This window comes from Desulfovermiculus halophilus DSM 18834, assembly GCF_000620765.1.
GTDB classification, from domain to species: Bacteria; Desulfobacterota; Desulfovibrionia; order Desulfovibrionales; family Desulfothermaceae; genus Desulfovermiculus; species Desulfovermiculus halophilus.
This window is the reverse complement of sequence record NZ_JIAK01000014.1, coordinates 38,941-64,365: the sequence shown is the minus strand read 5'-3', so window position 1 is coordinate 64,365 and position 25,425 is coordinate 38,941. Positions and strand designations below refer to the sequence as shown.

The following is a 25,425-nucleotide window of genomic DNA, read 5'->3' as shown; positions in this document are numbered from 1 at the left end:
TAAGGGAGTTGGTACATATGGACCAGTTCGAACCCAAAATCGTGGCTTTTCTCTGCAACTGGTGCGCCTACGCCGGTGCCGACCTGGCCGGTGTCTCCCGTCTGCAGTACCCGGACAATCTCCGGCCGGTGCGGGTCATGTGTTCCGGCCGGGTGGACCCGGTCTTTATCCTCGACTCCATGCTGGACGGTGCAGACGGAGTCCTGGTCTCCGGTTGACACATCGGGGACTGCCATTACCTGGACGGTAATGTGGAAGCGGAAAAAAAGATCGCCCTGACCAAGCATCTTTTGGATCACGCCGGGATCGGTTCGCAGCGCCTGCATCTGGCCTGGGTTTCCTCGGCCGAGGCCCAGCGATTTGCCCAGGTAGCCACCACAGTCGTGGAGGATGTCCGGGCCAGCGGACAGCTGGACCGGTCCGGGCTCGCCCTGGAGCTGGAGGCCGTGCGCCGGACCCTGGACAGCGAGTACGTGCGCTGGACCGTAGGGAAGCAGCGCATGATCACCCGGAAGGGGGACGTGTACGGCCGGAGCTGGAGCGAGGACTCCTTTGTCCAGGCCCTGCAGCGGATCACGGACACTGAATACGAAAAAAGCCTCATCTATACCGCACTCAAGCACGGCAGCGCCTCGGTCCGGGATGTCGCCTCCGCCACCGGACTGCCCCTGGCCAGGATCTCTCACCACCTGGCCGATCTGGAACGGACCGGGCAGGTGGAGTTCAAGCGGATGGTGGAACACAAACCGGAATTTGCGGCTGTCTAAGGAGCACTCCCTATGGAAGGTACACATACCAGCGGATCCGTGATGGTGGTCGGCGCCGGGATTACCGGGATGCAGACCGCCCTGGATCTGGCCAACTCAGGCTTTAAGGTCTATCTGGTGGAGCAGTCTCCGTCCATTGGGGGCATGATGTCCCAGCTGGACAAGACCTTCCCCACCAACGACTGCGCAATGTGAATTATCTCCCCTGTACTGGTCGAGGTCGGCCGGCACCTAAATATCGAGATCCTGTCCAACACCCAGATTCAGGCCCTCGAGGGAGAAAAAGGCAACTTCACCGCAACCGTGCAGACCAAGGCCAGGTTCATCGATCCTGCGACCTGCACTGGATGCGGCGAATGCGCGGCCCACTGCCCGGTAAGTGCAGTGGATGTCTACAACCTGGGCATGCGGGACCGCAAGGCCATATATATCGACTATCCCCAGGCCGTCCCCCTGTCCTTTGCCATTGATCAGGAAACCTGCATCGGATGCGGACTGTGCGAAAAGATGTGTCTGGCCAAGGCCATCACCTACGAGGACACGCCTACGGAAAAGACCCTCAATGTCGGGGCCGTGGCCCTGTCCGTGGGCACCCGGGCCTTTGATCCCTCCGAGCTCGATTACCTGGGCTACGGCCGGTTCCCCAACGTGGTCACCAGCCTGGAGTTCGAACGGATCCTGAGCGCCTCCGGCCCTTACTTCGGCAACCTGATGCGCCCCCTGGACCGGCAGGAACCGCGCAAGATCGCCTGGCTGCAGTGCGTTGGATCCAGGGACATGAACCGGTGCCAAAACGCCCACTGCTCTTCGGTCTGTTGCATGTACGCCATCAAGGAGGCGGTCATCGCCAAGGAGCACGCCACCGACGATCTGGATTGCGCAGTGTTCTACATGGATATGCGGACCTACGGCAAGGATTTCGAGCGCTACTACGATCACGCCCGGGAAGAGGAAGGCGTCCGTTTCATCCGCTCCCGGGTGCATACCATTACTGAAGACCCGGAGACCGGGGACCTGAACCTGGCCTATGTCAACGACCAGGGTGAGATGAGCACCGAGACCTTCGATCTGGTGGTCCTGTCCGTGGGCCTGGAGGCCGACCCCCAGAGCATGGAGCTGGCCAAAAAGCTGGGCGTGGAGCTCACTGAGGGCAACTTCTGCCAGACGTCCTCCTTCGCCCCCATCAGCACCTCCAGGGAAGGGGTCTATGTCTGCGGCGCCTTTCAAGGCCCCAAGGACATTCCCACCTCTGTGGTCGACGCCAGTGCGGCCTCGGCCCTGGCCGGAGAGCTCCTCAATCCGGCCAGATACCAGGATACCGAGGTCAAGGAGGAGGTCCCGGAAAAGAATGTTCAGGGCGAGCGCCCCAGCATCGGGGTCTTTGTCTGCAAGTGCGGGAGCAATATCGCCGGGGTCGTGGATGTGGAAGGGGTCAAGGACTACGCCGCTTCCCTGCCCTTTGTGGATTACGCCACGGACAACCTGTATACCTGCTCCCAGAACACCCAGGACGAGATGACCGAGATCATCAAGGAGAAGAACCTGAACCGGGTAATAGTCGCCTCCTGCTCGCCCAAGACCCACGAGCCTTTGTTCAGGGAGACCCTGATCAACGCCGGGATCAACAAGTACCTGTTTAATATGGTCAATATCCGCAACCAGGACTCCTGGGTTCACCGCTTCAACCCGGACCTGGCCACTGAAAAGGCCAAGGACCTGGTCCGTATGGCCGTATCCAATGTGGCCCTCAAGGAGCCCCTGGAGGAGCCGGAGCTGTCCGTGAATCAGGCCGCCCTGGTCATCGGGGGCGGGATATCCGGAATGACCGCCGCCCTGTCCCTGGCCCGACAGGGACACCCCACCCACCTGGTGGAAAAGAGCGCCCGGCTGGGCGGACAGGCCCTGTCCCTGTACCGGACCTGGAAGGGGGAAGACATCCAGGCCGACCTGCAGGGCATGATCCGGGAGGTGGAGAACGAGCCCAACCTGACCGTGCACCTGGAGAGCTCGATCACCGGGGTGGATGGGTTTGTGGGCAACTTCAACACCACGGTCTCCGGGCATGGACAGGAGGAGACCATCACTCACGGGGTGACGGTCATGGCCACTGGAGCCACGGAGCTTACCCCGGATGAGTATCTCTACGGCCAGGATCCCAGGGTCACCACCAGCCTGGAGCTGGACCGCATGCTGCTGGAAGACGACCCGGCCCTGAAAAAGGCCGGCTCCGCAGTATTTATCCAGTGCGTTGGCTCCCGGGAACCGCACCGCCCCTACTGCTCCCGGGTCTGTTGCACCCACTCCATCCAGAACGCCCTGGAGCTGAAAGAAAAGAACCCGGATATGAACGTCTTTGTCCTCTACCGGGACATCCGGACCTACGGAGAGAAAGAGACAATCTACAACAAGGCCCGCAAGGCCGGGGTCATCTTCATCCGCTACGACCTGGACCGCAAACCTGTGGTGGAGCAGAACGGAGACTCCCTGGTGGTCAAGACCAGGGATCACGTTCTGGATCAGCCTTTGGAGATCGAGGCCGATCTGGTCACCCTGGCCGCGGCCATCGTTCCGGCCAAGGACGAGACCCTGGCCAACTTCTACAAGGTATCCTTCACCGACGACGGCTTCTATGCCGAGCGGCACGCCAAGATGGGCCCATCGGAGTTCGCCACCGACGGGATGTTCCTCTGCGGCCTGGCCCACTACCCCAAGTCCATCGACGAATCCATCGCCCAGGGCAAGGCGGCCGCGGCCAAGGCCATCACCCTCTTGGCCCAGGAAGTCATCCATTCCAGCGGTGAGGTGGCCCAGGTCAACCCCATGTACTGCAGCAGCTGCGGGGTGTGCGTGGCCATCTGCCCCTTTTCCGCCCCGTCCTTCATCGAGGAGGGCCGGTTTGCGGGCAAGGCTCAGATCAACCCCTCGCTGTGCAAGGGGTGCGGGTTGTGCGCAGCCTCCTGCCGCTCCGGAGCCATCTCTCTGAAGGGAGCCAACGGCCAGCAGATCTACGCCATGATCGAAGCCATCTAGAGCTGTACCCGGGTCGTCTGCAGACGGCCCGGGTACAATGCATTCATGATATTTTGGTCGATGCCTTCACACTGAAACGTACCCGATACACCAATGTATTTTAAAAATATGCAGACTGCTGCACATTTTTAAAGGAGCGTGATCCATGTCTGAATGGGAACCGAAAATCGCCGCTTTTCTCTGCAACTGGTGCAGCTACGGAGCGGCCGACCTGGCCGGGGTGAGCCGTATGCAGTATCCGCCCAACATCCGGGTCATCCGCATCCCCTGCACCGGGGCCATGAGTCCGAACTTCATTCTCCAGGCCCTGCGCCACGGTGTGGACGGGGTGTGGGTCTCTGGGTGACACCCGGGCGAATGCCACTATATCAGTGGCAATATGTTCGCCAGACGGCGGTTCGTCGTCTTAAAGGATCTCTTGGAGTACATCGGCATTGAACCCGGCCGGGTATACTTCTCCTGGATCTCCTCGGCCGAAGCAACCAAGTTTCAGGCCACAGCCAAAAAGGTGGTGGAGCAGATCAAACAGCTCGGTCCGGCCACCCGCTTGGTTAAGGATATTCGCAAGGAGGCGGCATGAACGAGATCACCAGGCAGCTGCGCGAACGGGCCAAGCAGCTGCTCCAGGAAGGGACTGTGGATTGTGTCATAGGGTATGCCCAGGGCAGCGTGCCCATGCAGGAACAGCCCTTTTTCGCCTACACCCCGGAGGAGGCCGACAAGCTGGTCTGGACCGGCTTCTGCACCAACAACCTGGCCAACTTCCTGATCAAGCGTTCGGGCAAGAATGCCGTGGTCGCCCAGGGGTGCGTGAGCCGGAACATCGTGGGCCTGATCAAGGAAAATCAGGTTCAGCGGGAAAACGTCTACATCCTTGGCGTGCATTCTCCAGGCATGATCGACGCCCACAAGGTCCAGAACCACTTTCCGGGCAAGACCATCGTCCAGGTGGAGGAAGACGGAAAGGACATCGTGGTCCAGGGCATGGATTTTGAGGAGCGCCTGCCCCGCAAGAAGTTCAAGCGGGACAACTGCTTCACCTGCACCCACCGCAATGCCGTCCTCTACGACGAGTTCATCGGGGAAGAAGGACCGCAGACCGGCGGAGGGAAGATAGACAATGTGGCCGCCCCCTGGGAAAAGCTGGACAGCGATCAGCGCTGGGAGGCCTTTGAGCAGACCTTCAAGGACTGCATCCGCTGCTATGCCTGCCGCAATGTCTGCCCCTTGTGCTACTGCGACGTATGCTTCGTGGATGAGAACAATCCGCAGTGGGTGGGCAAGTCCCTGCACGAGCCGGATGTGTATACCTTCCACATCCTGCGCGCCTTTCACTGCGCCGGACGGTGCACTGATTGCGGGGCCTGCGAATCCGCCTGTCCGGTGGGCATCAAGATGCGCCGCCTGACCAGCAAGATCGAAAAAGACATCCGCCAGCTCTATGGCTATCAGCCGGGCCTGGATCTGGAGACGCCGGCTCCATTGAGCCTGTATCAGCCCAATGACCCGGATGTGGCCGAATGAGCAAGGAGAGTGAGATGCACGACAAGATTATTGCCAAAAAGGATCTGGACTCTTTTGTCCGCTCCCTGGCCCAGAGCCGGGACGTCTTTGCCCCGGTGCGGGACAAGGCGTCCATGGGTTGGGCACAGATCGACTCAGCCGACAACCTGGAGTTCGATTTTCTGAACACCGACTTTTCGCCCAAGGCCTTTTTCTTCCCTCAAAATGAGCGGCTCATGCATTTTACCAACAGCAGCCGGGACGAGGACGGCATGATCATGGAAGAGGAGCCGCCTCGGGACAGGGAGCAGGTCCTGCTCAATATCCGGCCCTGCGATGCCAAGGCCTTTTGTGTCTTGGACCTGGTCTTCTGCCAGGATGAAAACGCCCCGGACGTGTACTGGAAGGACAAACGAGACAAGACCGTGCTCATCGGCCTGGCCTGCAAGGCCCCGTGCCCGACCTGCTTTTGCACCTCGGTCAATTGCGGGCCGCACCACGAAGAGGGGCTGGACATGCTCCTGGTTGATCTGGGAGAGGACCTTCTGGCCCGTCCTTTGACCGACAAGGGCCAAGAGCTGGCCGCAGACCTGCAGGACGCCCCGCAGGAGGCCGTGGACCAGGCGGCCGGGCAGAAAAAGGCCTCGGAAGAGGCCATCACCAGCACGGTGGACATGAGCAAAATCAACGAGCGGCCGGTCCTGGAGGAATACGAACACCCCTATTTTGACCGGGTCTTTGAGGCCTGCATCAACTGCGGGACCTGTACCTTCTACTGCCCCACCTGCCACTGCTTCGACATCCAGGACGAGACCCAGGACGAGTTCGGACACCGGGTCCGCAACTGGGATACGTGTATGAGCTGGCTGTTTACCCATCATACCTCGGGACACAATCCCAGAGGAACCAAAAAAGACCGGGTCAGGCAGCGGTTCATGCACAAGTTTAAATACATGCCCATCAAGCTGGGCGGTGCCATAGGCTGCGTGGGGTGCGGGCGGTGTACCCGGAAATGCCCGGTGAACATCGATGTCCGCACAGTGGTCAACAGCATGAATGAATGAAGGATACCGACTTATGAACAACCCCTACCTGCCGTATCCGGTGCGTATTCAACGGGTGGAGATCGCCACCGAGGACAAAAGTCTGCGGACCTTTGACTTTGAGTTCATCCACCCGGAGCACGCCGAGGCCTTTACCTACCTCCCGGGGCAATTCGCCGAGCTCTCTGTGCCCGGCTATGGGGAGGCGCCCATTGGCATCGCCTCCAGCCCCACGGAAGGCAGTCACCTGACCTTTACCGTGAGCAAGGCTGGAGTGGTCACCAGCAAGCTGCACAGCATGGAAGAGGGCGAGATCATGGGCGTACGAGGCCCCCTGGGCCATCCCTACCCCCTGGGCGAGATGGAAGGCAAGAATATCGTCATTCTGGCCGGGGGATATGCGGTGACCACCCTGCGCTCCACCATGGTCTGGCTCCTGCACCCGGACAACCGGGACAAATATGGCGAGATCACCTTTGTCTACGGGGCCCGCACCCCCGGCATGCTCCTGTACAAGGACCTCCTGGAGGAGTGGGACGCCCGAAGCGACGTGAACACCTACATCACCATCGACAACGAGGTTGAAGGCTGGGACAAGTACGTTGGCTTTGTGCCCCAGATCGCTGACCAGGTCTCCCCCAAGCCGGACAACGCCGTGGCCCTGGTCTGCGGACCTCCGGTGATGATCAAGTTCACCCAGCCGGTCCTGGACAAGATGGGCTGGACCGGAGATCAGATCATCATGAGCCTGGAAAACCGGATGAAATGCGGCGTCGGCATCTGCGGACGGTGCAATGTGGGCCCCTACTATGTCTGCAAGGACGGCCCGGTCTTCACCAAGGCCCAGCTGGACGAACTGCCCAAGGAATATTAAGCATATCACGGGCCAGACCAAAAAACCGAGGCCCATGCTGCGGGGAGTGGAATGATACCCTTGTTTCGCTCCCCGCGCTCCACGCACAGTAAAAATGTTCACCGCCCTTCTGCCCGTCTTCATCATCATCTTCATGGGCTACGCCTGTAAACAGCTCGGATTTCCGGGCGACGGGTTCTGGGTCGCCGCCGAGCGGATGACCTACTTCGTCTTTTTTCCCGCCCTGCTGATCAACAAGCTGGCCTTCGCCTCCTTTGCCGCCTCCACCGCCCTGCCCATGGCCGCCGCCATCATGGCGGCAATAGCGACCCTCAGCGCCGGCCTGCTCCTCTTCCGGCCCCGAAAGCTGTGGTCCGGTCCTGTGTTTTCCTCGGTATTCCAAGGCAGCATCCGGTTCAACACCTTCGTCGGCCTGGCCGCTGTCTCCGCCCTCCTTGGACCATCCGGGGTGACCCTGGCCGCCGTGGCCCTGATGGCCATGATCCCCTTGATCAATCTTTTGTGCGTGCCTACGGTTGCCTATTTCGGCCATGCCGCTTCGGCCGGGGTGCGGCGCATGCTGTGGGAGATCCTGCGCAACCCCCTTATCCTGGCCTGCATCATTGGTTTTGCCCTGAATATCTCCTCCCTGCCCAAGCCGGCCGGTGTTTTCCAGGTCTTCGACCTCCTGGGGCGGGCGGCCCTCCCGGTCGGACTCCTGGCCGTGGGCGCCGGACTCAGAGTCACCAGCCTGCATACCAATATCACTGCCCTGTGCACCTCCTGTCTGGTCAAGCTGATCATCTTTCCCCTGGTCACCGTCCTGTTCTGCGAGCTGTTCAAGGTCAGCGGCGAGGCCCGGACGGTGGCCATCCTTTTCGCCTCCCTGCCCACTGCCGTCTCCGCCTTTATCCTGGCCCGCCAACTGGGAGGGGACACCACTCTCATGGCCTCCATAGTCACCGTGCACACCGTCCTGGCGGCCCTGACAATGCCCCTGGTCCTGGCCCTTCTGGGCTGACGGGCCGGGTCCGACCAGAGGCAAATGCTCCGGACTTCCGGGATTTTGAAAATAAAAGCCCGGCAGTTGCATGTTGACATTTTGCAACAGTGCTTTAAAGTCAACAGGTAATGTGTGAGATTGGTTCGGTCTGGATCCAGATCGTCCAGCACGGCGGACCAGGCACATCCATCCGGATTGTCGGCTTTTCAGCTTTAGGCTATTTCTACAAACCAAGGAGGAAACCATGTACTTGTCGAGGCACCTTTTCATCGGCCTGGCCGCGCTGCTCGTCGTGGCCCTGGGAACATCAGCGTGGGGGGCTGCTGCAAAGCACCAGCCCAAGGTTGACAACTTCATTTTCGTCAGCGACGAATCCGGGTCCATGCGGGACAACTACATGGGCCAGGGAACCTTCACCCACGCCACCGGCACAACCGCGTCCACCGGAGAAGAAGAGTACTTCAAGTTCGGCTTTGCCAAACGGGCAATGCAGGACATGAACCAGATGATCCCTGAGCTGGATTATCAGGCCGGCCTGTTTTCAGCAGTCACTGGTTTCCAAGCCTATCAGGACCCCACGCCTTACGACACCAAGGCAATGTGTCAGGCCATTTCCAAGACCGAGGTCGCGCCCAGGATGTACGGATTCAACACCCCCCTGTCCAAGGGCCTGAGCAAGCTGGAACCTACACTGCAGAACCTGTCCGGAAAGACAGCGGTTATCCTGTTCACCGACGGGGGAGAAAATCTGGGTGGATCACCTGCGGCAGTTATTGACAGACTGGGCAGCCAGTACAACACCTGCTTCCACATCGTCAGCTACGCTCAGAGCACGGACGAGAAAAAGACCATCGATGCCATGGCTGATGTCCAGGACTGCACCGTCCTGGTCACCGGCGCGGACATGACCGACGAAGCAAAGATGCAGGACTTCGTCCAGCAGGTCTTTTTCAGCACTGCAATGGACAGTGACGGGGACGGCGTTTTTGATGCCGACGATCAATGCCCCGACACGCCCGCAGGGGTGGAAGTCGACGAATACGGATGCCCGATCGACAGCGATGGTGACGGCGTTCCGGACTACCTGGACAAGTGCCCCGGCACAGAAGCCGGAGTGGAAGTTGACGACGTCGGATGCCCCTTCCCGGTGCACAAGACCATCAAGGTCTACTTCGATTTCGACAATGCTGAGATCAAAGACAAGTACGATACCGAGCTGATGAAGATCGCCGACTATCTGCGCAGGAATCCGCAGACGGATATGACCATTGAAGGCCACACCGACAGCGTTGGCCCGGCGGAATACAATATGAAGCTCTCCGAGCGCCGGGCAGAGAGCGTCAGGGATCGCCTGGTGAACACCCTGGACGTTGACCCCGACCGGCTGACAACCAAGGGGTACGGCGAGACCAAGCCCATTGCCGACAATGACACCAAACAGGGCCGGAAGAAAAACCGGCGGGTCATCGGCGTGGTCACCAAGTAGACCGAGTCTTCTGTGAGTTTGCAAAGGGAGGCCACCTGGCCTCCCTTTTTTGATTCCTTACCCATATCGGGCGAGTTGTATGATTCACCGCTGGATCCCCTGGAAGTTCATCGTCAAGAAGGCGGCCAAGGCCTATGGGATCATTGACCCCATTTCGGTCATGGCCCGGGTCCGTCGTTTCGCCCAGCCCTCGGAAGTCCAGGAGCCCATTGAACTCCTCCGGGCCGGTATCGTCTTTCACGCCCGGGGGCTGATCAACACCAAGGCCATTCAGCACAACCTGGACTGGGTCTGGCCCTACTGGGTGGAACGCCAGTTCAATCCCCGGGATGTCTCCTTCATTCCCCGCGGCTTCTCCTTCAGCCACGTCAACCTGACTCACCGGAACTGGACCGCTGTGGGCCTCCCCGGTCTGGCTCTGTACCCCATCGTCGACCCCCGCGGCCTGTTCACCCCCCTGTACGACGGATGGTCCCTGGATTTTTGGCTCCGGCTCCCCGACGGGCGGATCATCCTGCCCTCCAGACAGGCCCTGGTCAGTCAGACCCTGCGGCTTGAGCCCGAGCTGCAGGTCCGAACCGAGCTGCAGGAGAAGGACTGGAGCCTGCGCGCCCTGTGCTTTATGGAGCTGGACGCCCGGGAGACTCCCCAGGCCTGCATGCAGGTCGTGTTCTCTGCTCCGGCCGGCAGCAGCCTGATCCTCGCCTTTCGGCCCTACAACCCGGAAGGAGTGCAGTTCATTGAAAAAGCCGCGTACGATCCAGCCCAGAGGACCCTGCAGATCAACGGCGCCGCCCGGACCCATTTCAGCCAATCGCCGCAAAAGGTCGTGTTTTCAGAATATACCCAGGGCGATGTCCTGCACAAGCTGGATGAGACTGAGAAATCCCATGCAGTCAGCTGCAAGGTCGGCATGGCCACTGCCGCAGCCGTTTTCCCCCTGTACGGGCAGGAGCAGACCCGGGAGGTCACGGCCCGGATTCCCTTGTCCGCCGCCGACGACGGCTACGGGCCAAGACGCAGCCCGCCTCCCGCCGCGCGGGAAACGTGGCCCCAGGCCCTGGACGGAACCTGCACTCTGCGGGTGCCGGACCGCAAGCTGGCCGATCTGTACCACAAGGCTGTGCATACCCTGATTTTGCTCTCCACCCGGGATGTGGTCCCCGGACCCTACACCTACCGCCGCTTCTGGTTCCGGGATGCCTGCTTCATGCTCCACGCCCTGCTCAATCTCGGCTTGACCGACACGGTCCACCGGATCATCCAGGCCTTTCCCCACCGCCAGAAGACCTCCGGCTACTTCCAGTCCCAAGCCGGGGAATGGGACTCCAACGGGCAGGTCCTGTGGCTCTTGGACCGTTTTGAGCAGCTCAGCGGAAGGCAACTTGCCCCGGCTTGGATCCCGGCTGTACGCTCGGCCTGCACCTGGATCGAGACCAAACGCATTTCCATGCACGTCAACGGCCTGCACGCCGGGCTCCTGCCCGCCGGGTTCAGCGCAGAGCATCTGGGCCCCAACGACTACTACTACTGGGACAATTTCTGGGCCGTGGGCGGACTGCACAGCGCGGCCCGCATATTGCAAAGACACGGTCAGGCCGGCAAGGCCCGGTCCGTTTTCCAGGCCGGAGATGCATTTTTGCGGACCATCTGGAACAGCCAGGCGGCCATACCCGATCAGCGGAAAGCCGGAGGCATACCGGCCTCTCCCTACCGCCGCCTGGACGCCGGCGCCGTGGGGTCTTTGGTCGCGGACTATCCCCTGCAGATAAGTCCGGCCGCCGACGAACGGATACTGCGCACGACTGATTTCTTGATCCGCAACTGCTTTCACCGGGGCGGCTTTTTTCAGGATATGATCCATTCCGGAATCAACCCGTACCTGACCTTGTGCATCGCCCAGACCCTCTTGCGGGCACAGGATATGCAGTGTATGGATCTGATTCACACAGTGGCCGATCTGGCCTCTCCAACCGGGCAATGGCCGGAAGCCGTCCATCCCTTGACCCACGGGGGATGCATGGGCGACGGCCAGCACGGATGGGCGGCCAGCGAATGGGTGATGATCATGCGCAATCTCTTTGTCCGGGAAGAGGGCGAAGGCCTGTTTCTGGGCTCCGGGCTGGACCCGGAATGGGTGGACTCCGGGGAGCGGTTGGAGTGTGGCCCCACGTTGACTCCCTTCGGCCGGATCCAGGGCAGGACGGACCAGACCGCCTCAGTTCGCATCCAGGGGACCGTCGATCCCGAACAGACGCCCATTCAGGCCCGCATCCCCGGGTATGAGCCGCTCACGATCCGGGAGACGGACCGGGAAATCCTGGTCCGCCGAAGCTAGCGGCCGGACAGCTCCCACCTCACATGCCGGTCTCGACGCAGACATGTGGGAAAAGCCCCGCGGACGCCGCCGACTATGATCATAGACAGGGAACGCCAAGAGTGCAGGACGCAGCATACGCCCACGCCATGAACATCCTGATGTTTACCAACACCTATCTCCCCCATGTGGGAGGAGTGGCCCGCTCGGTCTCCGTCTTTGCCCGGGATCTGGCCCACCTGGGACACAGGGTCACGGTTGTCGCCCCCCATTTTCAGAAAGGAGAGGACGATCATGGCCCTCACAATGTCCGGGTGATCAGGGTACCGGCCATTCAAAACTTCAACGGGAGCGACTTCTCCGTCCGCCTGCCCATCCCCTTTGTCCTTTCCGAGCGGATCGACGATCTGGCTCCGGACGTGATCCACAGTCACCATCCGTTCCTTTTGGGGGATACAGCCATGCGGGTGGCCCGGCAGAGAGAGCTCCCCCTGGTCTTTACCCACCACACTATGTATGAGTGGTACACCCATTACGTGCCCTTTGACTCCAAAGGGATGAAGCGCTTCGTGATCAATCTCTCAACCCAATACGCCAATATGTGCTCGGCCGTGGTCGCCCCCAGCCGGAGCATTGCCCGGATCCTGCGCGAACGGGGCGTGAGGACCGACATCAGGGTCATCCCCACCGGCATTGATCTCCAGCTCTTTGCCTCCGGCCGGAAAGAGCCGGTCCGCCGGGAGTTCGGTCTTGATCCGGACACGCAGGTCATCGGCCATGTCGGACGCCTGGCTCCGGAAAAGAACCTGGACTTTGTGGCCCGGGCCGTCTGCCGGGCCATGCACGACCGACCCAAGGCCGTCTTTCTCCTGGTCGGGGACGGGCCGAGCCTGGAGGACATCCGGAGCTGCTTTGCCCGCCACGGCCTGTCCGACCACCTGCTGTGGGCCGGAAAGCGGACCGGACGGGATCTGGCAAACGCCTATGCGGCCATGGACGTCTTTGTCTTCGCCTCCCGGACCGAGACCCAGGGCCTGGTCCTGGCTGAGGCCATGGCCGCCTTTACTCCGGTGGTCTCCCTGGATGCCTCGGGCTCCCGGGAGGTCGTAGCTGATGGGAGCAACGGACGTCTTCTAGCGGCCCAAAGCACTGAACAGGATTTCGCCCGGGCTGTGGCCGGGCTCCTCGCCGACAGCGGATACCGGGAGCGGGCGGCGGAAAAGGCCCGGGAAACAGCAGCCGCCTTTTCCCGGCAAGCCAGCGCCCAGAGCCTGAGCGAGCTGTATCGCTCCCTGCCCCCGGGACGTTCCGAACGTACCGTGCACGACCCGGACGATATTTTGTCCTGGGATGTCCTGCTGCGTTCTCTGAAGACGGAGTGGGAGCTGATCACCAAAAAGACGCAGGCAGTTGTGGATGCCATGGCCCCGGAAAAGAAAAAACTGCCCGGCGGAAAAGAGTAGACCCAAAGGGCGGGGAATGCGACCATGGCGGAAGCCGCGCAGTCTGCTGAGCAGCGGGCTGTGCATATCGACAGGAGGAGGAAAAAATGAAGAAGATTGAGGTCATCGTCCGCCCGTTCAAGGTGGACGAGGTCAAGGACAAGCTCAACGAGCTGGGCATCAAGGGCATGACCGTAACCGATGTCAAGGGCTACGGCCGGCAGCGGGGGCACACCGAAATTTATCGCGGAGCGGAATACCAGGTCGACTTTGTGCCCAAGGCCAAGATTGAAGTCATTGTCCACGACCGGATGATGGACCAGGCCGTGGCCGCAACCCAGGAAGCGGCCCGGACCGGAAAGATCGGAGACGGCAAGATCTTCATCACCCCGGTTGAAGAGGCCATCCGCATCCGGACCGGGGAAACGGGCGAGGACGCCCTGTAATTGCCAGCGATGCGGCAATCAGGATGCTCGCTTGCATTTGTTCCTGCAGATTACACTTTGCCCTGGGAGCGCTTGACCACCAGGACCGACTTGGTACACTTGCGGACAACCTTTTCAGCCACCGAGCCCAGGAGGACCTCCTGCAGGTTGCTCCGCCCGTGGGAGCCGAGAACGATCAAGGATACATCCTCTTCGTGTTCCGCCTTTAAGATTTCACGAACCGGAACGCCGACCACAACCTTGGGGATGACCGTGAAACCCTGGTCCCGGAGCCGGCCGGCAATCTCCTCAAGCTCGGCGCCGGAGCTGTCCAGGATGTGCTTTTCCACCTCCTCGGCCCGGCCATAGGCGTAGTGTTCCATGGCCTGAAAGCTCCGTTCATCGACCACATGCAACAGGACCACCGTGTCGGCGCCCCTGGCCCGAAGATCGGCAAAAACATCCAGCACCTGGTACGAATGTTCGGAAAAGTCGGTAGGAAAAAGGATAGTCTTCAACATGCTGCATTCTCCTCGGATTGAAGGGTACCCATTCAACATTCTGCCTGCTGACACCGAGCGGGAGATCGTGCCTTCGGCCGGCGATTGCGCCACGGGTGAAAAAACCGCGCACCAGCCGACAAACAGCCAGTTTCCACGGAGCTGCCCATGAGCATGAATACCCGCCGAAGCGGCATACTGCTCCATCCCACATCCCTTCCCGGCCCGCACGGGATCGGGGACCTGGGGCCTGCCGCATACCGTTTCGTGGACTGTTTGGTCCGGGGCGGCCAGACCCTGTGGCAGGTCCTGCCCCTGGGGCCGACTGGATACGGCAATTCTCCCTACATGTGCCTCTCCGCATTTGCCGGCAACCCCCTGCTGATCAATCTTGAACTCGTGGCCGAGGAAGGTCTCCTGACCCGGGACGAAATCCAGGCCACTCCCCGACTGCCCGCGCACAGCGTGGACTACGGCCGGGTTCAGGCGCTGAAGCGTTCCCTGCTGGCCGCCGCCTACAACCGTTTCACTGCGGACCCGGAGCACCAGCAGCACGAACGCTACGCCTCCTTTTGCCATGTCCATACCCCCTGGCTGCAGACCTATGCCCTGTTCATGGCCCTGAAAGAGGCCCACGAAAACAGGGTATGGACCGAGTGGGAGCCGGGAGCCGCCCACAGGGACCCGTCGGCCCTGGAAGCCTGGCAGTCTCGGCTGGAACAGGAGATCGGACTGCACAAGTATATGCAGTTTCTTTTCTTCGAGCAATGGACTGCGCTGAAAAACTATTGCCACCGGCACGGGGTGTCCATAATCGGCGACCTCCCTCTGTACGTGGCCTACGACAGCGCCGAGGTCTGGAGCCGCCCGGACCTGTTTCATCTGGACCCCCACGGCCGGCCTCCGGTCATTGCCGGAGTTCCTCCGGACTACTTCAGCTCCACCGGCCAGCGCTGGGGAAACCCCATCTACCGCTGGACGCGGATGGCCGAAAGCGGCTACGCTTGGTGGATCGAGCGCTTTCGGCTCAACCTGACCCTGTTCGATATCCTGCGCATTGATCACTTCCGGGGATTTGAGGCCTACTGGGAGGTTCCGGCCGAAGAGGAGACCGCGGCCAACGGCCGCTGGGTCAAGGGGCCGGGACAGGAGCTGTTCAAGGCGGTCCAGGCCGCCCTGGGACCCATCCAGGTCATTGCCGAGGACCTGGGCGTGATCACCCCGGAAGTGGATGCCCTGCGGGACGCCCTGGGTTTTCCCGGAATGCGCATCCTGCAGATGGCCTTTGGAAACGATCCCAAAGCCGCGGAGTACAGGCCGCACAATCATATTCAGCGCAGCGTGGTGTACACCGCCACCCATGATCACAACACCAGCGTGGGCTGGTTCACCTCCGACCCCGGAACCCAGAGCACCCAAAGCAGGGAGGAGATCGAGGCCGAGCGCAGATATGTTCTGGATTACCTGGGCACAAACGGCCGGGAGATCCACTGGGACCTCATCCGCCTGGCCCTGGGATCGGTGGCCGCTACCGCTGTCTTCCCCCTGCAGGACGTTCTGGGCCTGGGCACCCAGGCCCGGATGAACCTCCCGGGCTCGGCCAGCGGCAACTGGGAATGGCGGTTCACCTTTGAGCAGCTCACATCCGGGACTTTGACCCGCCTGCGGCGGGAAACCGAGATCTTTGAACGGATATGAAGTACATCCTATGCACCAATCCGCCGTGATCCTGAACAACGACCCCTTGTGGTACAAGGATGCCGTTATCTACCAGCTGCACATCAAGACCTTTTTTGATGCAGACAACAACGGCATCGGTGACCTGCGCGGACTGCTCTCCAAGCTGAACTACCTGCAAGAGCTGGGATGCACCGCGATCTGGCTCCTGCCCTTCTACCCTTCCCCCCTGCGGGACGATGGATACGACATTGCCGACTACGAGAACATCCATCCCGACTACGGGACCATCCAGGATTTTCGCAATCTGCTCAAGGCGGCCCATAACCGGGGCATCCGGATCATCACCGAGCTGGTTTTAAACCATACCTCGGACCAGCACGAGTGGTTTCAGAGGGCCAGACGGGCGGAGCCGGGCTCCCCGGAACGGGACTTCTACGTCTGGAGCGAGACTCCGGACAAGTATCCGGAAGCCAGGATCATTTTCAAGGACTTCGAGACCTCGAACTGGACCTGGGATCCAGCGGCCAAGGCCTATTTCTGGCACCGCTTCTACTCCCATCAGCCGGATCTGAACTTTGACAACTCCGCAGTGCACGACGCCCTGTTCCGGGTCATCGACTTCTGGTTCGGGATGGGCGTGGACGGCATGCGCCTGGACGCCGTGCCCTACCTGTACGAGCGGGAGGGGACCAACTGCGAGAACCTGCCCGAGACCCACCAGTTCTTAAAGGACCTCCGGCAGTACGTGGACGCGAACTACTCCAACCGGATGCTCCTGGCCGAGGCCAACCAGTGGCCGGAGGAGGCCGCCGCCTATTTCGGCGGAGACAACGAATGCCACATGGCCTTTCACTTCCCCATCATGCCCCGGCTGTTCATGGCCCTGTGGATGGAAGACCGGTTTCCGATCATCGACATCCTGGAGCAGACCCCGGACATCCCGGAGTCCAGCCAATGGGCCATTTTCCTCCGCAACCACGACGAGCTGACCCTGGAGATGGTCACCGATGAAGAGCGGGATTATATGTACCGGATGTACGCCAAGGACCCCAGGGCCAGAATCAACCTGGGCATCCGCCGCCGCTTGGCCCCGCTCTTGAACAACAACCGCCGAAAGCTGGAGCTCTTGAACTTTCTCCTCTTCTCCCTGCCTGGAACCCCGATCATCTACTACGGGGACGAGATCGGGATGGGGGACAACTACTACCTCGGCGACCGCAACGGGGTGCGCACCCCCATGCAGTGGAGCCCTGACCGCAACGCCGGCTTTTCCAAGACCAACCCCCAGCAATTGTATCTGCCGGTGATCATGGACCCGGAGTACCACTACGAGGTGGTCAACGTGGAGAACCAGGACAAGAATCCGTCCTCCCTGCTCTGGTGGATGCGCCGGGTCATCGCCATGCGCAAGAGGTTCAAGGCCTTCGGCCAGGGCAGCATTGAGTTCCTGTTCCCGGAAAACCCCAAGGTCCTGGCCTTCATCCGCAGCTATGGAGAGGAGACCGTCCTGGTCATCATCAACCTCTCCCGCTTCGCCCAGGCCGTGTCCCTGGACCTGTCCGCCTTCAGCGAGCGGGTCCCCTTGGACCTGTTCAGCGGCAACGAGTTCCCCAGGATCAAGGAGGAGCCCTATCAGTTCACCATGGGCATGAACGACTACTTCTGGTTTCAGCTGGTCCAGAGCCCGGAAACGGATCACCGCATGCACGGGGAACCGATCCCCAGCCTTACGATTCGCGACCGCTGGGACTATCTCCTGCAGCGAAACGGACTGGAGATCCTGGAAAAAAGGATCCTGCCCTCCTACCTGTTCCGCAGTCACTGGTCCCGGGCGACCAGCAAACGGCTCCTGGACGTCCAGGTCCGGGACCGCATCCCGATCACCTCGGCCCACAACCACCACTGGGTGCTCATCGTTCAAGCCATGTTCGCCGAGGGCGATCCGGAAACCCATCTCTTGGCCCTGTCCTACCAGGAATGCCGGGTGGAGGAACGCCCGGAGAGCATACCCCAGCACTCGGTCCTGGCCCACCTCAGCTCCGCCCAGAGCACCGGAGTGCTCTACGACGGCCTCTACGACCCGAGCCTCCAGCAGGCCCTGCTGGAGCAGCTGGAGCAGCGACAGACAGTGCTCGGCGTGGGAGGCAGGCTGCGGTTTCTGCCCAGCCCCGAGCTGGCCCAGGTCTGGATCCGGCCTGTGGAGGGCCTCTCCTCCAGGGTCTTGTCCGAAAAGCACAACAACCTGTGCATCCTGTACGACCAGCGCCTGTGTCTCAAGCTCTACCGCTGCCTGGAGGAAGGAGCCAATCCGGGAGTCGAAATGCTCAGATACCTGGGCCACAACGGGACCCTGGCCAATGTGCCCACCCTGGCCGGAGAGCTGGTCTACCAAAACCAGCCCGGTGAGTCGCTCAGCCTGGGCATTTTCCGGGACTTCATCCCCAACCAGGGCCAGGGGGACGCCTGGAAGCTGACCAGGGACGCCCTGTATCGCTTTTTTGAGGCCGTGCTCACCACCCGGATGTCTGCAGAGGAAATCGGTGGACTGCCGGCCTCGGTCTTCGACATATCCCTTGAGGCCATACCTGCGCCGCTTTTGGACAGCATTGGCGGTCCCTATCTGGATCTCATGGCCCAGCTGGGAACCACCACCGCCAGCCTGCATTCCAGACTGGCCCGGCCCAAGGAGTACCCCGGGTTCCAGCCCGAACCGTTCTCCACCCTGTACCAGCGCTCGGAGTATCAGGCCATCCGGACCCTGATCCGGCGGACCATGCATACCCTGCGCCGCAGCTATCACCACGTCCCCCCGGATGCCATGCATTTGGCCGAATTCGTTCTGGAATCGGAGCAGAACCTGATCGCCTTGGCCCGGAACATCATCCAGACCAAGATCCGGGGCCAAAAGATCCGCATCCACGGAAACTACAACCTGACCCACGTCCTGTTCACCGGCAGCAGCTTTGCAGTGCTCAACTTCGAGGGCGATCCCTCCAAGCCTCTGAGTCAGCGCCGGCTGAAGCGTTCCGCCCTCATGGATGTGGCCACCATGATCGGCTCCTTCTTCTACGCAGCCAACAGCGGTCTGCAGGCCTTTGCCCAGCTCCATCCCGAAGATCACGCCCAGCTCAAGCTGTGGATCGAGCCCTGGCACAGGATTCTGAGCGGGATATTCATCAACGCCTACTTTCAGGAGGCCGGGAACCAGGCCTTTATCCCCACCAAGCGGGATCAGATCCAGATCTTGCTCACTCACTATCTTTTGGAGCAGGCCCTGCACGATATCCTGTACCGGATATACACCAACCCGCAGGGATTGGAGACCCCTCTGCTGGGATTGCAGAACATAATGGCCTGGCAGTAAAAATTGGCTCTTCGACACAGAAAGTGGAGGCACCCCTCCTCTCAGCCCGGACAATGAGTACAACCCATTCACCAAGCGAGGTCCCCATGACCGAGACTGTGTATACCGATATCAGCCGCTTTTCCGAGCTGGACATCTACCTGTTCAAGAAAGGCAGCCACTACCGCCTGTTTGACAAGCTGGGATCCCACCCCATGCACCGGGAAGGGATGCCGGGGACCTACTTCGCGGTCTGGGCCCCGAATGCGGAGGCGGTCTCGGTCATCGGGGACTTCAACGCCTGGGACACCTCCAGCCATCCCCTGGCCTGCCGCCCGGACGGCTCAGGGATCTGGGAAGGCTTTCTGCCCAGAGTGGAGGCCGGAACGGTGTATAAATACCACATCATCTCGGCCATGAGCGAATACCGGATGGACAAGGCCGACCCCTTCGCCCGGCTCTGGGAGGTCCCGCCCCAGACCGGAACCAGGGTCTGGTCCCCCAGGTACACCTGGCAGGATCAGGCCTGGATGGACAAGCGAAGCAAACACAATGCCCTTGACGCCCCCATGTCCATCTACGAGGTCCATCTCGGGTCCTGGGCCAGGCGCCCGGACGGGGAGTTCCTTTCCTATCAGGAGGTGGCCGAAAGCCTGGGCCGCTATGTCCGGGAAATGGGCTTCACTCACGTGGAGTTCCTCCCGCTCATGGAGCATCCCTTCTACGGCTCCTGGGGCTACCAATGCCTGGGGTTTTTCGCTCCCAGCTCCAGATACGGCACGCCCGAGGACTTCATGGCCCTGATCGACCATCTGCACAGCCTGGACATCGGGGTCATCCTGGACTGGGTCCCTTCCCATTTCCCCAATGACGGGAATGGACTGGCCTACTTCGACGGCACCCATCTCTTTGAACACGCCGACCCCAGACAGGGCTTTCATCCGGAATGGAAAAGCTGCATTTTCAACTACAGCCGAAACGAAGTCCGCTCCTTTCTCATCTCCAGCGCCCTGTACTGGTTGGAAACCTTCCATGTGGACGGGCTGCGGGTGGATGCCGTGGCCTCCATGCTCTATTTGGACTATGGCCGAGAAGACGGGGAATGGATCCCCAACAAGTACGGCGGGCGGGAGAACCTGCCGGCCATCGATTTCATCCGCACCCTGAACCAGGAGCTGTACACCAATTTTCCGGATATCCAGATCATCGCCGAGGAATCGACCTCCTGGCCAATGGTCACCCGTCCGCCCTATGCCGGGGGGCTGGGGTTCGGCCTGAAATGGAACATGGGTTGGATGCACGACTCCCTGGAGTATATGGCCCAGGACCCCATCTACCGCCGCTATCACCAGAACAAGCTGACCTTCGCCCTGTGGTACGCCTTTACCGAGAACTTTCTCCTGCCCCTGTCCCACGACGAGGTGGTCTACGGCAAGGGCTCCCTGCTGGGCAAGATGCCCGGCGACCAGTGGCAGCAGTTCGCCAACCTGCGCCTGTTGTTCGGCTACATGTACACTTTTCCCGGCAAGAAGCTGGTCTTCATGGGCGGAGAGTTCGGTCAGCGGCAGGAGTGGTATCATGAAGAGCCCCTGCACTGGGAGCTTTTGGAGCACGAATCCCACTCTGCCCTGCGAACCTGGATGCGGGACCTGAACCATCTCTACCGCCGGGAGCCTGGCCTGCATTCAGCGGAGCTGGAGTCCGCCGGCTTCGAATGGGCGGATTTTTCGGACTGGGAGAACTCGGTGATCAGCTACCTGCGCATGGACCGGGAACACAACGAGCAGCTCCTGGTGGTCTGCAACTTCACCCCGGTGCCCAGAGAGGACTACAGGCTCGGCGTGACCAGGGCCGGAACCTGGGATGAAATAGCCAACAGCGACGCCCTGGAATATGGAGGCAGCGGGATGGGCAACCTCGGCTTGGTGGAATCAGAGCCGATTGCCGCCCACGGCCGCAGCCATTCCCTTAGCCTGACCCTGCCCCCCCTGGCCATGGTCGTGCTCAAGCACCGGACCTCGTCCGGCGAATCAGCTCATACGTGGTGAAAAGATGAAAAGGGCGGATGATCAGTCCCCCGAGCAACCCTCTACCCAGGGAAATATCCATGATCTGCGGTGCGCATTATCTGGGAGACTCAAGGTGCAGGTTCACGGTCTGGGCCCCGTTTCGGGAGCATATGGAGGTCACAATCCTGGACCCGGAGCAGGACCGCATCGTGCCCCTGCAGCCTGCCGGTCAGGGATATTGGCAGGCCGTGATCTCCGGGGTTCCCCCGGGAAGCCTGTATCGCTACCGCCTGGACCGGGAACTGGAACGGCCGGACCCGGCCTCCAACTCCCAGCCCCAGGGCGTGCACGGTCCCTCCCGGGTTGTTGATCACCGGGCCTTTGCCTGGGAGGACCGGGATTGGACCGGGATTTTTCACTCCGAGCTCGTCCTCTACGAGCTGCACATCGGGACCTTCACTCCGGAGGGGACCTGCCAAGCAATCATCCCCCGGCTGGACCAGCTCAAAAAGCTGGGGATCACCGCCCTGTCCCTGATGCCCGTGGCCCAGTGCCCGGGGGAACGGAACTGGGGCTACGACGGGGTCTTTCCCTATGCCGTCAGCCAGGCCTACGGCGGATGCCAGGGCTTGAAGGAGCTGGTCAACGCCTGCCACCGTTCGGGTCTGGCCGTGATCCTGGATGTCGTCTACAACCACCTGGGCCCGGAAGGCAATTATCTACGCGACTTCGGTCCCTACTTTACCTCGGCCTACGCCACTCCCTGGGGGGAGGCGATCAACTTCGATCAGGCCTATTCCGAACCGGTCCGCCGCTTTTTCCTGGACAACGCCCTGTACTGGGCGGAACACTTCCATATCGACGGCCTGCGCCTGGATGCGATACACGCCATAATGGACCAGAGCCCACATCCGTTTCTGCAGGAGCTGAGCAAGGAAATGGAGGCCATGGGCCAGAACCTGGGCAAGCCGATCTCCATCATTGCCGAGAGCGACTTAAACGACGCCAAGGTCCTGCGGCCCAGGTCCCAGGGAGGCTTCGGCCACCAGGCCCAGTGGACGGACGATTTCCACCACAGTCTGCACGCCGTGCTCACCGGCGAGGATCAGGGATATTATCAGGATTTCGGCCGCCTGCAGGATTTGCAGAAAAGCATGGAGAACGGCTATGTCTACACCTGGCAGTACTCCAACTTCCGCAAGCGGAGACACGGAACCCCAAACAGCGAGTGCCGGGGAGAGCAGTTCGTCATCTACTCCCAGACCCACGACCAGGTGGGCAACCGCATGCTGGGCGAGCGCCTCAGCCGGCTGGTGGACTTCGAGGCCCTGAAGCTGGCCGCCGGGTGCATGCTCTGCTCCCCGTTCGTGCCCATGCTGTTCATGGGCCAGGAGTACGCGGAGCCTGCTCCCTTCCTGTATTTCGTCCACCATTCCGATCCGGACCTGGTGGAGGCCGTGCGCCGCGGACGGGCCGAAGAATTCAAGGACTTTCAGTGGGCAGGCACGCCCCCGGATCCTCAGGATGAAAAAACATTCTTGGACTCAAAGCTCAATTGGGACCTATGTTCTACAGGCCAACATGCCCAAATGCTGGCCCTTTACCAAGAGCTCTTTCGCCTCCGTCGCACCCTTCCCCCGCTGCGGGTCCTGGACAAGGACCGGGTCCAGGCCGACACCTGGAACGATGACACCGTGCTCACCGTCCTTCGCTGGTATCGGGGACAGGATATCCTGTTCATCGGCAATTTCTCCGGCCGAAAGCAGACCTGGACCGCCAGAGTTCCAAGGGGGGCTCGGAACCTGCTTTTGGACTCCAGCCGGGAAGAATGGGCCGGTCCCGGCGGCCTGGCCCCGGCAGTATTAGGGCATACAACCCAGATTTCCCTCATGCCCTGGAGTTTTGTGCTGTATGCCGGCGGCTGAGAGAGCAAAAAAGATCACTCTTTGATTGTGCCCATAAATCCCCTTTGCATGATTGCACAAAATAATGGCAGCATGAAGATACAACATGTCAATTTCAGGTTTGCCTGAGGCAAAGCTGAACCCTGAACATTGGAATGGAGACACCATGAACCGACGCGGCAGCGGACTCATCCTGCACATTACCTCCTTGCCCTCCCCTTTCGGAATCGGCGACCTGGGACCCGGCGCCTACCGGGCCGTGGACTTCATGCACCGGGCCGGTCAGGCCTTCTGGCAGATCCTGCCCCTGACCCCCACATCCGGAATCAACGGCCATTCCCCGTACAGCAGCATCTCCGCCTTTGCCGGAAATACCCTGCTGATCAGTCCGGAACTCCTGGCCGAGGATGGACTCATCTCCTTGACCGATCTGCCCCAAGCCCCCGCCGACCCGTCCACGGTGGATTACACTGCCGCGGAAGAGAGCAAGCAGAACCTTGTGCACATGGCCCATGCCGCCCTGCCGGCCTATCCCGGCCTCCAGGACGAGTTTCACCGCTTCTGTCTCCGGGAGAAAAACTGGCTGGATGACTTCGCTTTATTCTGCGTGGCCAAGGAGGCCTGCGGACGGGACTGCTGGAATCAGTGGCCCCGGGAGCTTCGGGACCGGGATGCTCAGGCCCTGGACGATCTGGCCCGGGAGCGGGGGGTGGAGATAGAGAGGATCAAGTTCGGACAGTTCCTTTTTTTCCGTCAATGGGCCGGGCTAAAAAAATACACGAATCACAAGGGAATCCAAATCATCGGCGATCTGCCCATTTACGTCAGCTTTGACAGCGCCGAGGTCTGGGCCCAGCCGGAGCAGTTCAAGCTCGACGAGCAGGGTACTCCGGTCACCGTGGCCGGGGTTCCGCCGGACTACTTCAGCTCCACCGGGCAGCTGTGGGGCAACCCGGTCTATGACTGGGAGCGGATGGAAGACACCGGCTTTGCCTGGTGGATCCAGCGCCTGCAGCACACCTTTTCCCTCTACGACATCGTGCGCATCGATCACTTTCGGGGATTTGTCGGCTACTGGGAGGTCCCCTACGCAGAAGAAACCGCGGTCAACGGCTGGTGGACCGAGGCCCCGGCCATCCGTTTCTTCCGCACCCTGCTCACCCGCTTTCCCTGCCTGCCCATCATTGCCGAGGACCTGGGGGAGATCACCCCGGATGTCCGGGAGGTCATGCACCTGTTCAACTTTCCGGGCATGAAGGTCTTGGTCTTCGCCTTTTACGAGGACAATCCCCTGCACCCCTTCCTGCCGCACACCTATGAGCGGAACTGCGTGGCCTACACCGGAACCCACGACACGAACACGGTTCTGGGCTGGCTGCAGAACGAGACCGACCAGCAGACCAGGCAGCGCCTGTACCGCTATCTGGGCCGGGAGCTTCCGGACCGCCAGGTCCCCTGGGAGCTGGTCCGCCTGGCCATGGGCTCAGTGGCTGACAAGGCCGTTTTCCCCCTTCAGGATCTCTTGGGACTGAACGCGGACAGCAGAATGAACCTGCCCAGCACCACCCAGGCCAACTGGGCCTGGCGGGCCCGGCCCGAGGAACTGAGCCCGGACCTGGCCGATGCCCTGGCAGACATGGCCGCCGCCTACGGGCGGACATAGAAGAGGTGTGTGCCTTTACCGCCCGACCCATTCCTCCCCCAACCTGAATTACCCATTTTGCGCTTGACGCGAGATGGGTAACGGTCTCCCGATTTCCGGCATCCTACTTCTGTCCTCTGACCTCTGTCCCCTGTCCTCTGACCTCTGTCCTCCGACCTCTGTCCACTGCTCAGCCCAAAGAGGGCGAATGATTATTCGCCCCTACACCCGATCCGCCGGATTTAGACCTGAGGCCGACCTCTGTCTTCTTTCTTCTGATCTCTGTCTTCTGATCTCTGTCTTCTGCCTTCTGACCTCGGACCTCTGATCTCTGATCTCTGACCTCTGATCTCTGACTTCTGATCTCTGTCCCCTGTCTTCTGTCTTCCGACCTCTGTCCTCTGATCTCTGACCTCTGACCTCTGATCTCTGACTTCTGATCTCTGTCCCCTGTCTTCTGTCTTCCGACCTCTGTCCT

General features: G+C 61.0%; 18 protein-coding genes. 17 read left to right on the top strand and 1 reads right to left on the bottom strand.

All coding sequences use genetic code 11. The features are described 5' to 3' along the window. Window positions 1-17 precede the first annotated feature (17 nt). From N902_RS20735 to N902_RS0108215, 12 genes are all read left to right on the top strand, one after another. Entirely contained in the window at window positions 18-767 is a 750-nt protein-coding gene (locus N902_RS20735; protein ID WP_153304172.1) for a hydrogenase iron-sulfur subunit, read from the top strand. 12 nt (window positions 768-779) lie between these two features. Beyond that, the gene (locus N902_RS20730) at window positions 780-962 is read left to right on the top strand and encodes an FAD-dependent oxidoreductase (RefSeq protein ID WP_027370556.1); all 183 of its coding nucleotides are present in this window, start codon (window positions 780-782) and stop codon (window positions 960-962) included. A gap of 108 nt (window positions 963-1,070) precedes the next feature. Next, window positions 1,071-3,797, top strand: coding sequence for a 4Fe-4S binding protein (locus tag N902_RS0108260; protein WP_208596289.1), 2,727 nt, complete (start codon window positions 1,071-1,073; stop codon window positions 3,795-3,797). Window positions 3,798-3,942: 145 nt separating this feature from the next. Continuing rightward, a complete protein-coding gene (locus N902_RS17075) occupies window positions 3,943-4,377 on the top strand; it encodes a hydrogenase iron-sulfur subunit (RefSeq protein WP_153304170.1) in 435 nt (144 codons plus the stop codon). Beyond that, window positions 4,374-5,321: a 4Fe-4S dicluster domain-containing protein gene (locus tag N902_RS0108250; RefSeq protein WP_027370554.1), complete on the top strand. Its 948-nt coding sequence runs from the start codon at window positions 4,374-4,376 to the stop codon at window positions 5,319-5,321. Before N902_RS17075 ends, N902_RS0108250 begins: the two co-directional genes overlap by 4 nt. Before the next feature lie 14 nt (window positions 5,322-5,335). Further along, window positions 5,336-6,364 (top strand): 4Fe-4S dicluster domain-containing protein, encoded by a 1,029-nt coding sequence (locus tag N902_RS0108245; RefSeq protein ID WP_027370553.1) that lies wholly within the window; start codon window positions 5,336-5,338, stop codon window positions 6,362-6,364. 13 nt (window positions 6,365-6,377) lie between these two features. Continuing rightward, on the top strand, window positions 6,378-7,217 hold the full coding sequence (locus N902_RS0108240; RefSeq protein ID WP_027370552.1) for an FAD/NAD(P)-binding protein: 840 nt from the start codon (window positions 6,378-6,380) through the stop codon (window positions 7,215-7,217). A 94-nt stretch (window positions 7,218-7,311) separates the two neighbouring features. Then, window positions 7,312-8,217, top strand: coding sequence for an AEC family transporter (locus N902_RS0108235; protein ID WP_027370551.1), 906 nt, complete (start codon window positions 7,312-7,314; stop codon window positions 8,215-8,217). A gap of 226 nt (window positions 8,218-8,443) precedes the next feature. Then, window positions 8,444-9,685, top strand: a complete 1,242-nt coding sequence (locus tag N902_RS18725; RefSeq protein ID WP_051564444.1) for an OmpA family protein — start codon at window positions 8,444-8,446, stop codon at window positions 9,683-9,685. 79 nt (window positions 9,686-9,764) lie between these two features. Further along, on the top strand, window positions 9,765-12,023 hold the full coding sequence (locus N902_RS0108225) for a hypothetical protein (RefSeq protein ID WP_027370550.1): 2,259 nt from the start codon (window positions 9,765-9,767) through the stop codon (window positions 12,021-12,023). 101 nt (window positions 12,024-12,124) lie between these two features. Next, window positions 12,125-13,465, top strand: a complete 1,341-nt coding sequence (locus tag N902_RS0108220; protein ID WP_244147392.1) for a glycosyltransferase — start codon at window positions 12,125-12,127, stop codon at window positions 13,463-13,465. A gap of 86 nt (window positions 13,466-13,551) precedes the next feature. Further along, window positions 13,552-13,890: a P-II family nitrogen regulator gene (locus N902_RS0108215; protein WP_027370548.1), complete on the top strand. Its 339-nt coding sequence runs from the start codon at window positions 13,552-13,554 to the stop codon at window positions 13,888-13,890. A 50-nt stretch (window positions 13,891-13,940) separates the two neighbouring features. On the opposite strand, the gene N902_RS0108210 is transcribed toward N902_RS0108215, so the two are convergent. Beyond that, complete coding sequence (locus tag N902_RS0108210) at window positions 13,941-14,390, bottom strand: universal stress protein (RefSeq protein ID WP_027370547.1); 450 nt, start codon at window positions 14,388-14,390, stop codon at window positions 13,941-13,943. A 147-nt stretch (window positions 14,391-14,537) separates the two neighbouring features. On the opposite strand from N902_RS0108210, the gene malQ (N902_RS0108205) reads away from it, so the two are divergent. The 5 genes from malQ (N902_RS0108205) to malQ (N902_RS0108185) all read left to right on the top strand — a co-directional run bounded on the left by malQ (N902_RS0108205) (window position 14,538) and on the right by malQ (N902_RS0108185) (window position 24,968). Further along, complete coding sequence (gene malQ / locus N902_RS0108205) at window positions 14,538-16,067, top strand: 4-alpha-glucanotransferase (RefSeq protein WP_208596288.1); 1,530 nt, start codon at window positions 14,538-14,540, stop codon at window positions 16,065-16,067. A gap of 10 nt (window positions 16,068-16,077) precedes the next feature. After that, window positions 16,078-19,413, top strand: a complete 3,336-nt coding sequence (treS, locus tag N902_RS0108200; protein WP_027370545.1) for a maltose alpha-D-glucosyltransferase — start codon at window positions 16,078-16,080, stop codon at window positions 19,411-19,413. Window positions 19,414-19,499: 86 nt separating this feature from the next. After that, window positions 19,500-21,440 carry a 1,4-alpha-glucan branching protein GlgB gene (glgB, locus tag N902_RS0108195; protein WP_034622298.1) on the top strand — a complete coding sequence of 647 codons (1,941 nt, stop codon included), beginning with the start codon at window positions 19,500-19,502 and terminating at the stop codon, window positions 21,438-21,440. A 17-nt stretch (window positions 21,441-21,457) separates the two neighbouring features. Beyond that, a complete protein-coding gene (gene treZ, locus N902_RS0108190) occupies window positions 21,458-23,326 on the top strand; it encodes a malto-oligosyltrehalose trehalohydrolase (protein ID WP_153304169.1) in 1,869 nt (622 codons plus the stop codon). A 145-nt stretch (window positions 23,327-23,471) separates the two neighbouring features. Further along, on the top strand, window positions 23,472-24,968 hold the full coding sequence (gene malQ, locus N902_RS0108185; protein ID WP_027370542.1) for a 4-alpha-glucanotransferase: 1,497 nt from the start codon (window positions 23,472-23,474) through the stop codon (window positions 24,966-24,968). Window positions 24,969-25,425: the final 457 nt, after the last annotated feature.

Bases quoted from the DNA above. Each gene is read 5' to 3' on its own strand.
- N902_RS0108240 (WP_027370552.1), top strand. From the start codon at position 6,378: ATGAACAACCCCTACCTGCCGTATCCGGTGCGTATTCAACGGGTGGAG.
- N902_RS0108250 (WP_027370554.1), top strand. From the start codon at position 4,374: ATGAACGAGATCACCAGGCAGCTGCGCGAACGGGCCAAGCAGCTGCTC.
- N902_RS20730 (WP_027370556.1), top strand. From the start codon at position 780: ATGGAAGGTACACATACCAGCGGATCCGTGATGGTGGTCGGCGCCGGG.
- malQ (WP_208596288.1), top strand. From the start codon at position 14,538: ATGAGCATGAATACCCGCCGAAGCGGCATACTGCTCCATCCCACATCC.
- N902_RS0108235 (WP_027370551.1), top strand. From the start codon at position 7,312: ATGTTCACCGCCCTTCTGCCCGTCTTCATCATCATCTTCATGGGCTAC.
- treZ (WP_153304169.1), top strand. From the start codon at position 21,458: ATGATCAGTCCCCCGAGCAACCCTCTACCCAGGGAAATATCCATGATC.
- N902_RS0108215 (WP_027370548.1), top strand. From the start codon at position 13,552: ATGAAGAAGATTGAGGTCATCGTCCGCCCGTTCAAGGTGGACGAGGTC.
- N902_RS18725 (WP_051564444.1), top strand. From the start codon at position 8,444: ATGTACTTGTCGAGGCACCTTTTCATCGGCCTGGCCGCGCTGCTCGTC.
- treS (WP_027370545.1), top strand. From the start codon at position 16,078: ATGCACCAATCCGCCGTGATCCTGAACAACGACCCCTTGTGGTACAAG.
- glgB (WP_034622298.1), top strand. From the start codon at position 19,500: ATGACCGAGACTGTGTATACCGATATCAGCCGCTTTTCCGAGCTGGAC.
- malQ (WP_027370542.1), top strand. From the start codon at position 23,472: ATGAACCGACGCGGCAGCGGACTCATCCTGCACATTACCTCCTTGCCC.
- N902_RS0108225 (WP_027370550.1), top strand. From the start codon at position 9,765: ATGATTCACCGCTGGATCCCCTGGAAGTTCATCGTCAAGAAGGCGGCC.
- N902_RS0108210 (WP_027370547.1), bottom strand. From the start codon at position 14,390: ATGTTGAAGACTATCCTTTTTCCTACCGACTTTTCCGAACATTCGTAC.
- N902_RS0108245 (WP_027370553.1), top strand. From the start codon at position 5,336: ATGCACGACAAGATTATTGCCAAAAAGGATCTGGACTCTTTTGTCCGC.